The sequence below is a fragment of the Streptomyces sp. NRRL F-5123 genome (genome assembly GCF_000721495.1).
In the GTDB taxonomy this organism is placed as follows: domain Bacteria; phylum Actinomycetota; class Actinomycetes; order Streptomycetales; family Streptomycetaceae; genus Actinacidiphila.
Genome location: NZ_JOHY01000014.1, coordinates 123,635 through 132,696, shown reverse-complemented (window position 1 = coordinate 132,696; position 9,062 = coordinate 123,635). Strand labels below are relative to the sequence as shown.

The window sequence follows — 9,062 nt, the reverse complement described above, 5'->3', positions numbered from 1 at the left end:
CTTGGGGTCCTGGGTGTGCTCGTCGCGCCAGAAGCGGTAGCCCTCGGCGCTGCGGTCGATGACGGCCTCGGCGCCCATCGCCCGGCAGATCGCCGCCTTCCAGATCAGGACGTTGTCGCCCTGCTTCATCCCGGCGCCGTTGCGGGAGACCAGCTGCCGGTAGGCGGTGGAGTTGACCAGGCCGGGGGCGGCGGCCTCCTCCCACGTGAGGTGGCCGGGTTTGGGCATCAGCTGGTTGGACCTGACCAGGGCGATCTCGGCCAGGCCGCCGAAGTTGGTCTCGTAGCCCCAGATGCGCTGCTCGGGGTCGAGCATGGTGTCGCCGTGCCCGTCGGCCGACTCCAGCTCGACGCTCAGGCAGTGCGCCACGACGTCGTCGCCCGGCTGCCATCTCGTCACGCCGGGGCCGGTGCGCAGGACGACACCCGCGAGGTCGGAGCCGATGACGTGGTAAGGCAGGTCGTGCCGCCGGGCCAGGTCCCCGCGACGGCCGTAGCGCTCCAGGAAGGCGAAGGTCGGTACGGGCTCGAAGATCGACGACCACACGGTGTTGTAGTTGACCGACGAGGCCATGACCGCCACCAGGGCCTCGCCGGGGCCCAGTTCTGGCAGCGGTACCTCGTCCAGGTGGATCGACTTGCGGGGGTCCTTGTCCGCGGTGGCCATGCCCTCGAACATGCCGGCCTCGCTCCTGTGCAGCGTCGCGGCCCGGTAGCTGCCGGGCAGCCGGAGGGCGGCGATCTCCCGGGCGCCGGTGTGCCCGGAGACGACGGCGTCGACGATGTCCTTCACTGCCTGCCTCTTCTCGCCGTTCCCGGCTGGTCGGTCGGCTGCGCCCGGCCCGGGCGCAGCCGTCTTTCGGTGCGTTACGCGACGCCCTGCGCCCGCAGGTACTCCGCGAGCGCGGGCACGGTGTCCAGCGCGGTCAGGTCGTCGTCCGTCCCGACGGCGACCCCGTAGCGCAGCTCGACGGCCTGGATCAGCCGGACGAAGCCCAGCGAGGTGAGGCCGAGCAGCCCCAGCGACTCTGGCTCCTCCAGCGCCTCGGCGGCGCTGATCATCCCGTCGCTGGCCTCGGCGACGAGGCCGGCCAGCTCGTGGTGGAGTACGGAATCGGGTGTGGCGGGGGCGGTCACGCGCTCTCCTCCTGCAGCAGTTCGTCGACGGTGGCGACGACCCCCTCGACGGTGGGGGTGTCGAAGAAGGCGTCGAAGGGCACCTCGACGCCGAGGCGGTCGCGGACCCGGGCGATGATCTGCATGATCGTCAGCGAGTGCCCGCCCAGGTCGAAGAGGGTCGTGTCCGGGCCGATCGCCTCCACCCGCAGCACCTCGCGCCAGATGTCCGTCACGACCGCGGTCAGGTCCGCGCCGCCGGCGGGGGCCGCCTCGGCGGGCGCGCCGTCCGGCTCCTGCGGGGCGGGCAGGGCGGACCGGTCGAGCTTGCCGTTGAAGGTGAGCGGCAGCGCGTCCAGCCCGACGAGGTCGCGCGGGATCATGTAGCGCGGCAGCCGCTCGGCGGCGTGGGCCCGCACCGCGGTGTGGTCGGCGCCGCCGACGAGGTAGGCCGCCAGCTCGCCGCCGTGGACGGCGACCGCGGCCTGCGCGACACCGGGCGCGTCCAGCAGCACGCGCTCGATCTCGCCGAGCTCGATGCGGTGGCCGCGCAGCTTGATCTGGTCGTCCCAGCGGCCCAGGAACTCCGGCCGCCCGTCGGGCCCGAGGACGGCGCGGTCGCCCGTGCGGTACCAGCGCCCGCCGTCCGGGCCGGTGACGAAGCGCTCGGCGGTGAGGTCGGGCCGGCCGCGGTAGCCGCGGGCCAGTCCGGCACCGCCGATGCACAGCTCGCCGGGGACGCCGGGCGGTACGGGGTGGAGCCGGTCGTCCACGACGCGCAGCGCGGTGTTGGCGAGCGGGCCGCCGAGGGTGATCCGGCCGGGGTCGGCGGGGACGTCGTCGGCGGTGGACCAGATGGTGGTCTCGGTCGGGCCGTAGACGTTGACCAGGCGTCCGACGAGCGGGCGCAGCCTGCGGGCCAGTGGCAGCGGCAGCGCCTCGCCGCCGCACAGGGCGGTGACCGGGGCGCCCGTCCAGCCGGCGTCCAGCAGCAGCTGCCAGCCGGACGGGGTGGCCTGCACATGGGTGATCCCGGCGTCCGCGATCAGCCGGGCGAGCGCGGCGCCCTCGCGTACGGCGGCGTCGGCGGCGACCACGACCCGGCCGCCGGTGGTGAGCGGCGCGAACAGCTCCAGGCCGCTGATGTCGAAGGACAGGCTGGTCAGGTGCAGCCAGCGGTCGGCCGGCCCGGCGCCGATCAGCTCGCCGATGGCGGCGACGAGGTTGGCGAGCGCGGCGTGGCCGACCTCGACGCCCTTGGGGCTGCCGGTGGAGCCGGAGGTGTAGATGACGTACGCGAGCCCGTCCGGGTCGGTGGCGGCGGGCGCCGAGTCCGGCTCGCCCGCGAAGGCGGCCAGGCCGTCCAGCGGCAGCGGTTCCGCGGGGCTCGCGGCGACGCCGGGCAGGGCGTCGGCGTGGCCGAGGACCAGCTTCGCGCCCGCGTCGGCGGCGATGAAGTCCAGCCGGGCCGGGGGCAGGGCGGGGTCCAGCGGGAGGTAGGCGGCGCCGGCGGCGAGGATACCGAGCAGGCCCGCGACGAGCTCGGTGCCGCGGTGCGCGCACAGCCCGACCACGTCACCGGCGCCGATGCCGCGGCGGCGCAGCCCGTGGCCCACGCGGTGTGCGGCGGCGACGAGTTGGCCGTACGTCAGGTCGTCGCTGCCGCCGCCGGTCACGGCGATCGCGTCGGGCGTGGCCGCAGCGGCGGCCCGTACCTGGTCCAGGACGGTGGTGGCCGGGCGCGGGCGGGCGGGGCCGTCGAGCCGGGCCAGCAGGGCGCGTTCGGCGGGCAGGAGCAGGTCGAGGTCGCCGATCGGGCGGTCGGGGTCGGCGAGAGCGGCGGCGAGCAGGGTGCGGAAGTGGGCGACGGCGCGCTCGCCGTCGGCGGCGGGCAGCAGCCGGGTGGGGATGTGGACGCGCCCGGTGAGGCCGCCGGGGGTGTCGATGAAGTGCAGGTGCATCGCGGCGCGGACGGTCGCGGTGGCGAACAGCCGGTCCACCGGGGCGGACGCCTGGCCGTCAGACTCCGCGCCGAGCCGGATGTAGCTGGTCGACACGGGCGCCATCGCCAGCCGCGGGGGCAGGTGCGGTACCGCCCTGCCGAAGGGCACCTCGCGGTGGCCGTAGACGGCGCGGGCCTCGGCGCGCACCGCGCGGGCCAGCTCGGCGAAGGAGGCCTGCGGGTCGGCGGCGCGGGTGACGGGCAGTTCGCTGACCCACATGCCCATCTCGCCCGCGGTCTCCGGGGTGCGGGTGGACACGTCGACGGCCACCGACACCAGCGGGTTGCCGTAGCGGGTGAGCAGCGCGTGGATCCCGGCGAGCAGCACCTCGAAGCGGGTGACGCCCAGCGCCTCCTTCCCGGCGGCGAGGGCGGCGTCCAGCTCCGGGGTCCAGCCCAGGTCGAGGTGGGTGGCGGGCTCGGCGGCGGCAGGCGTGGCGGCGAGGCCCGGCAGGACGGCGTCGGCGGGCGGTACGGGCCGCCGCGACCAGAAGTCGCGCGCGGCGGGCAGGGCGCCGGCGACGCGCCGGGTCTGCGCCTGCGCGAGCGCGGCGAAGGTTGCGAGGTCGCCGGTGCCGAGGTCGCGGCCGCCCACGGCGGCGCCGAGGTCGGCGACGAGGATGTCGCGGCCGAGCCCGTCCAGGACGAGGTGGTGGGCGACGGCCATGACGACGGTGCGCCCGTCGTCGACGTGCAGCACCGCGCAGCGGGCGAACGGCCCGGCGCTCCCGCCGGTGTCGGCGAAGTCGAAGCCGGTGGCGAGTTCTGCGGCCAGCTCACCGGTGAGCCGGTCCGCGGTGACGGTGCGGTGCACGACCGGGGCGGGGGCGCCGGGGTGCAGCAGCGGTTCGCCGTCCGTCTCTGCGACGGTCGCGGCGAGCAGCGGGTGCCGCCCGGCCAGCGCGGCCCAGGCCGCGTCCAGGGCGGCGGACCCGGTGCCGTCCGGCGCGGTCACGATCGCCGGGACCAGGTACGCCGCCGACGCCCCGATGGCCCGCTCGGCGAACCACAGCCCCTGCTGGGCGGGGGTCATGGGGATGCCGGTCGCTGCCTCAGCCATGTGTCGCCGCTTCCTCTCCTGTGCCGTTGCCGGCGTCCGTGCCGGGGTTCGTACCGGTGCCGGTGCCGGTGCCGGTGCCGGTGCTCGCGCTCGTGCGTGCCGGTGCCGCCACGGGCTCGAAGAGCTCCCGCAGCCGGTGCTTGACGACCTTGCCGCCCGCGTTGCGCGGCAGCTCGCCGACGTGCGCGATGCGGCTCGGCTGCTCGTGGGCGGCCAGCCGGGTGGCGAGGAAGCGGCGCACCTCGGCGAGCCGCAGCTCGCGGGTGGCGACGAGCACGGCGGCGGGGGTCCGCCCGAGCACGGGGTCGGGCAGGCCGAGGACGGCCGCCTCGACGATGTCCGGGTGCTCGTGCAGGGCCGCCTCGACGGCGATCGTCGACACCTTGTCCGCGCCGCTCTTGATGACGTCGCTCTCCCGGTCGACGAGGAAGAGGTAGCCGTCGGCGTCGAGGTGGCCGATGTCGCCCATCCGCGTCCAACCGCCCCGGAAGACCTGCGCGGTGGCGCCGGGGTCGTCGAGGTAGGAGCGGGACGCGCCGCCCGCGCTGCGCATCCAGACCTCGCCGGTCACCCCGGCGGGGCAGGCCCGCCCGTCCGCGTCGCACACCCGCAGCGCGCCGCCCGCCGCGGCCAGGCCGATGGCCGCGGGGCGCTGCGGGCTGAAGATCATGCTGGTCTGGGTGGGTGCGGCCTCGGTGGAGGTGTAGTAGTTGACGATCGTCGCGCCGGGCAGCGCGGCCGCGAGCCCGGTGGCCACGCTGGGCGGCAGCGCGGCGGCGGTGGAGCCGAACAGCACGACGCCGGAGGTGTCGTGCCGCTCCAGCGCCCCGGAGGCGAGCAGCTCGATCGCCATGGCCGGGACGACGAAGACGCTGCCCACCCGGTGCTGCTCGATCAGCCGCGCGAAGGGGTCGGGCGCGAAGCGCGCGGTGACCAGCATCCCGGGGTGCGCGGTGAGCGCGTTGAAGAGCATGGTCTGGGCGGCGTTGGTGCCGATCGGAAAGGCGTGCAGGAAGACCCGGGAGTGAGCGAGGGTCCGCAGCGGCGGGTCGAGCCGCATGCCGTACGTGAGGTTGGCGTGCGAGGCGAGGACGCCCTTGGGCCGCCCGGTGGTGCCGGAGGTGTAGAGGATCTGCGCCGGGTCGCCGGGCCGCGGGCCCTCGACCCGCCCGGCCTCCGGCAGCGCGGCCACGTCCTGCGGGCCCCAGCGCAGCCGCACGGGGGTGTCGAAGCGTTCGGCGCCGGGCCCGTGCAGCAGCGCGGTCGCACCGCTGTGCTCCAGCATGTACGCGGCTTCCGCCGGTGCGGTGCGGGTGGAGACGGGTACGGCGACGGCTCCGGCGGCGAGCACGCCGGTGTAGGAGCAGGCGTACGAGATCCAGTCCCGCGCCCCGTACAGCAGCCCGACCCGCTCGCCGGGCCGCACGCCCGCGGCCCGCAGCCCGGCGGCGACTGCCTGCGTACGGGCCTGCCAGGCGCGCAGGGAGAGCGTGTCGGCGGCCTGTGTCACGGCGGCGTGGTCCGGTTCGGCGGCCGCGCGGGCCGCGAGCAGTTGCGGCACGGTGAGGGCGGCCCTGATGGCGGCGGCAGGCCGTGTCGTGCTCATCGCACCTCCTGGGCGGTCGGTGCCGTGCCGGGGCCGGTGCCCGGGACGGTACGGACGGCGCCGTCCTGGGGCGTGCTCGCGACCGCGGCGGCGGGACCGCGGCCCGCCCGGGTGGCGGCCGGCAGCGCGGTCCCGGCGGCGCCGGGGCAGCGCACGGCGGCGCGGGCGGTCATGGTGCCCCCGTTCCGGCGGCGAGTTCCTGCGCCGCCTCGTCGTCCGTCAGCCGCTCGATCTCCGCGACGAGTTCGGCCTCCACCGCCCGGGCGAAGGCCTCGACCGTGGGCTGCTCGAACAGCAGGCGGACGGGCAGGTCGAGGCCCACGGCCGCGCGCAGGCGGCCGATCGCCCGCACCGCCAGCAGGGAGTGGCCGCCGAGGGCGAAGAAGTCGTCGAGGGCGCCGACGCGTTCGGCCGCCAGCAGGTCCGCGAAGACCTCGGCGACCAGCCGCTCGGCATCGGTGCGCGGTGGCCGGAAGGCGTCCCGGGCGGCGCTCGCGGCGGGGGCGGGCAGCGCGGCGAGGTCGACCTTGCCGTTGGCGGTGAGCGGCAGCGCGGGCAGCACCACGACGGCGCCGGGCACCAGCAGCGCGGGCAGCCGTTCGGCTGCGTGGGCGCGTACCTCCTCCGGGGTCGCGCCGCCCGTGACGTACCCGACGAGCAGCTGGCCGGCGACGGTGACGACGGCCTGGCCCACCGCCGGATGGGCGGTCAGCACGGCCTCGACCTCGCCGGGTTCGACGCGCACACCGCGCACCTTGAGCTGGCGGTCGAGGCGGCCGAGGAATTCCAGCGCCGGCTCGCCGGTGTGCCAGCGGACGCGGTCGCCGGTGCGGTACATCCGGCCGCCGCCGCGCGGGTCGGGGACGAAGCGCTCGGCGGTGAGGTCGGGGCGTCCGAGGTAGCCGTCGGCGAGCCCGCCGCCGGCCAGGTGCAGCTCGCCCGCCGCGCCGCGCGGCACCAGGCGCCCGGCGCCGTCCAGCACGTAAGCGCGCACCCCGCCGACGGGGCGCCCGATCGGCGGGCGGCGGACGGCGTCGGCGGCCGTCAGGCCGGTCGCGGTGGCGATGATCGCGGCCTCGGTCGGGCCGTAGGTGTTGACGAGCCGGACGCGGTCGCCGTGCCGCTCGCGCCAGCGGGCGACCGCGGACGCGTCGGCCTGCTCGCCGCCGAGGATCACCAGCCGCAGCGCCCGCGGCCAGGCCGGGTCGAGGTCCAGCAGCGCCTGCCAGTACGCGGTGGGCAGGTCCAGCACGGTGACGTCCGCGTCGGCGGCGAGCACGTCGGGCAGGGTGCGCGTCCCGCCGGGCAGCAGCACCAGCGTGGCGCCGGCGGCCAGCGCGGGCCAGATCTCCTCGGCGTGGGTGTCGAAGCCGAGGTCGGCGAACTGCACGACGCGGTCGGCGGCGGTCAGCCCGTAGGCCCCGGCCATCCACGCGGCGCGCTCGCGCAGTGCGGCGCGCCCGACCAGGACGGGCTTGGGCGTGCCGGTGGAGCCGGAGGTGAACAGGACGTAGGCCGGGTCCTGCACCCGCACCGGGCCCGCCGCGCCGGGCCCGACACCGGCGGCGGTCACGACGGCGGCCACCGCGGCCTGCGCGGTCATCGCGTCCCTGCGGCGTGCGGGCAGCCCGGGGTCGAGGGGGACGTATCCGGCGCCGGCCCGCCAGACCGCGAGCAGCGCGGCGATCTGCTCGGGGCCGCGCGGCAGGCTCACCGCGACCAGGTGCCCGGACTCGACGCCCGCCGCGCGCAGGTCGTCGGCGAGTGCGCCGGCGCGCTCCCACAGCTCCCGGTAGCAGACCTCGGCGGCGCCGCTGCGGACGGCGACCGCGCCGGGGACGGCGGCGACGGCCGCCGCCACGGCGTCGAGCAGCGGCGGGCCGCCGGGGACGGCCGGGCCGGTACCGAGCGCGATCAGCTCGGCCTCGTCGGCGGCGCCGACCAGCGGCAGTTCGCGCACCGGGGTGTCCAGGCCGGTCAGGACGGCGTGCAGCACGGCGGCGAAGCGGTCGGCGAACCGCTCGGCGGTCTCCGGCGTGAAGACGTCGGCGCCCGCGGTGAGCAGCACGTCCATGCGGTTCTGCCCGGCCCGGGCGTTGATCGCGGTCGGGGTGACGAAGACGTCCACGGCGATGTCGGTGAGGGTGTGCCTCGGCCCGTCGCCGTACCCCTCGGCCGTGACGCCGGGGAAGCCCTCGGCGCCGTCGAAGCCGGTCGCCGAGACGTCCATGGTGGAGTGCAGGGTGAAGACGGCCTGGAAGAAGGGGTTGCGGCCGGGGTCGCGGGCCGGGCCGAGGTCCGCGACCAGCTCCTCGAAGGGGACCTCCTGGTGGGTGAAGGCGCCCATGCAGGCGGTCCGGGTGCGGCGGACCAGGTCGCGTACCGTGACCTCCCCGGACAGGTCGGCGCGCAGCACCAGCATCCGCACGAAGTAGCCGAAGACCGACTCGGCGGCCACGTCGTCCCGCCCGGCCGCAGGGGTGGCCACGCACAGGTCGTCCTGGCCGGTGAGCTGGCCGAGCATCAGCTGGTAGGCGGTCATGAGCACCATGAAGGGGGTGCAGCGCAGCTCGCGGGCGACGCGCTGCACCTCGTCCCAGGTGCCGTCGTCGAAGGAGCGCAGCACCGCGACGCCGGCCGAGGTGCGGCGGGCCGGGCGGGGGCGGTCCAGCGGGAGTTCCAGCGCGGGCGGCTGCTCCAGGGCCTTGCGCCAGAAGGCGAGCGACGCCTCGCCCGCCGGCTTCTCGGCGCGGGCGTGGTCGAGGTAGCGCAGGGCCGGCGGGACGGGGGCCGTGCCGCGGTAGGCGTCGGCGGTCTGCCGGTAGAGCAGGTTGAGCGACCAGCCGTCACCGACGATGTGGTGCGTGACGACGCACAGCACGTGGTCGGCGGGGCCCACCCGCAGCAGCCCGATCCGGACGAGGTGCCCCTCGGCCAGGTCGAACGGCCGCCGGATCAGCTCCTCCACGGCCCCGCGCAGCTCCTCCTCCCCCGCGGCGTCGGCGCGGTGCACCGGAGTGGTGCGCGGCGCCAGCACCTCCTGCACGGGCTCGCCGTCACGGTCGGTGAAGCGGGTGCGCAGGCTCTCGTGCCCGGCGACGACGGTGTCCAGCGCGCGGACCAGCCGGGCGGTGTCGAGGTCGCCGCGCAGCCGTACGGCGGCGGAGATGTTGTACGCGGCGTCGTCCGGGTCGAGCTTGTTCAGGAACCACAGCCGGCGCTGCGCGGCGGTGAGCGGGCCGCGGTCGGCGGCGGGCACGGGCGTCTCCCGGCCGGCGG

6 protein-coding genes are annotated in these 9,062 nt (G+C 76.8%); all 6 read right to left on the bottom strand.

Translation table 11 applies throughout. The features are described 5' to 3' along the window. On the bottom strand, window positions 1–792 hold a 792-nt coding region (locus IH54_RS0116270; protein WP_031517359.1), incomplete at its 3' end, for an alcohol dehydrogenase catalytic domain-containing protein. 74 nt (window positions 793–866) lie between these two features. Beyond that, window positions 867–1,136 carry a phosphopantetheine-binding protein gene (locus tag IH54_RS0116265; RefSeq protein WP_031517358.1) on the bottom strand — a complete coding sequence of 90 codons (270 nt, stop codon included), beginning with the start codon at window positions 1,134–1,136 and terminating at the stop codon, window positions 867–869. Then, window positions 1,133–4,177 (bottom strand): non-ribosomal peptide synthetase, encoded by a 3,045-nt coding sequence (locus IH54_RS0116260; RefSeq protein WP_031517356.1) that lies wholly within the window; start codon window positions 4,175–4,177, stop codon window positions 1,133–1,135. The genes IH54_RS0116265 and IH54_RS0116260 overlap by 4 nt, the downstream gene beginning before the upstream one ends. Then, window positions 4,170–5,783 carry a class I adenylate-forming enzyme family protein gene (locus IH54_RS0116255; protein WP_063762314.1) on the bottom strand — a complete coding sequence of 538 codons (1,614 nt, stop codon included), beginning with the start codon at window positions 5,781–5,783 and terminating at the stop codon, window positions 4,170–4,172. Before IH54_RS0116255 ends, IH54_RS0116260 begins: the two co-directional genes overlap by 8 nt. Then, entirely contained in the window at window positions 5,780–5,956 is a 177-nt protein-coding gene (locus IH54_RS45565) for a hypothetical protein (RefSeq protein ID WP_159011872.1), read from the bottom strand. The genes IH54_RS0116255 and IH54_RS45565 overlap by 4 nt, the downstream gene beginning before the upstream one ends. Further along, a complete protein-coding gene (locus IH54_RS0116245; RefSeq protein WP_031517352.1) occupies window positions 5,953–9,042 on the bottom strand; it encodes a non-ribosomal peptide synthetase in 3,090 nt (1,029 codons plus the stop codon). Before IH54_RS0116245 ends, IH54_RS45565 begins: the two co-directional genes overlap by 4 nt. Window positions 9,043–9,062: the final 20 nt, after the last annotated feature.

Bases quoted from the DNA above. Each gene is read 5' to 3' on its own strand.
- IH54_RS0116260 (WP_031517356.1), bottom strand. From the start codon at position 4,177: ATGGCTGAGGCAGCGACCGGCATCCCCATGACCCCCGCCCAGCAGGGG.
- IH54_RS0116255 (WP_063762314.1), bottom strand. From the start codon at position 5,783: ATGAGCACGACACGGCCTGCCGCCGCCATCAGGGCCGCCCTCACCGTG.
- IH54_RS45565 (WP_159011872.1), bottom strand. From the start codon at position 5,956: ATGACCGCCCGCGCCGCCGTGCGCTGCCCCGGCGCCGCCGGGACCGCG.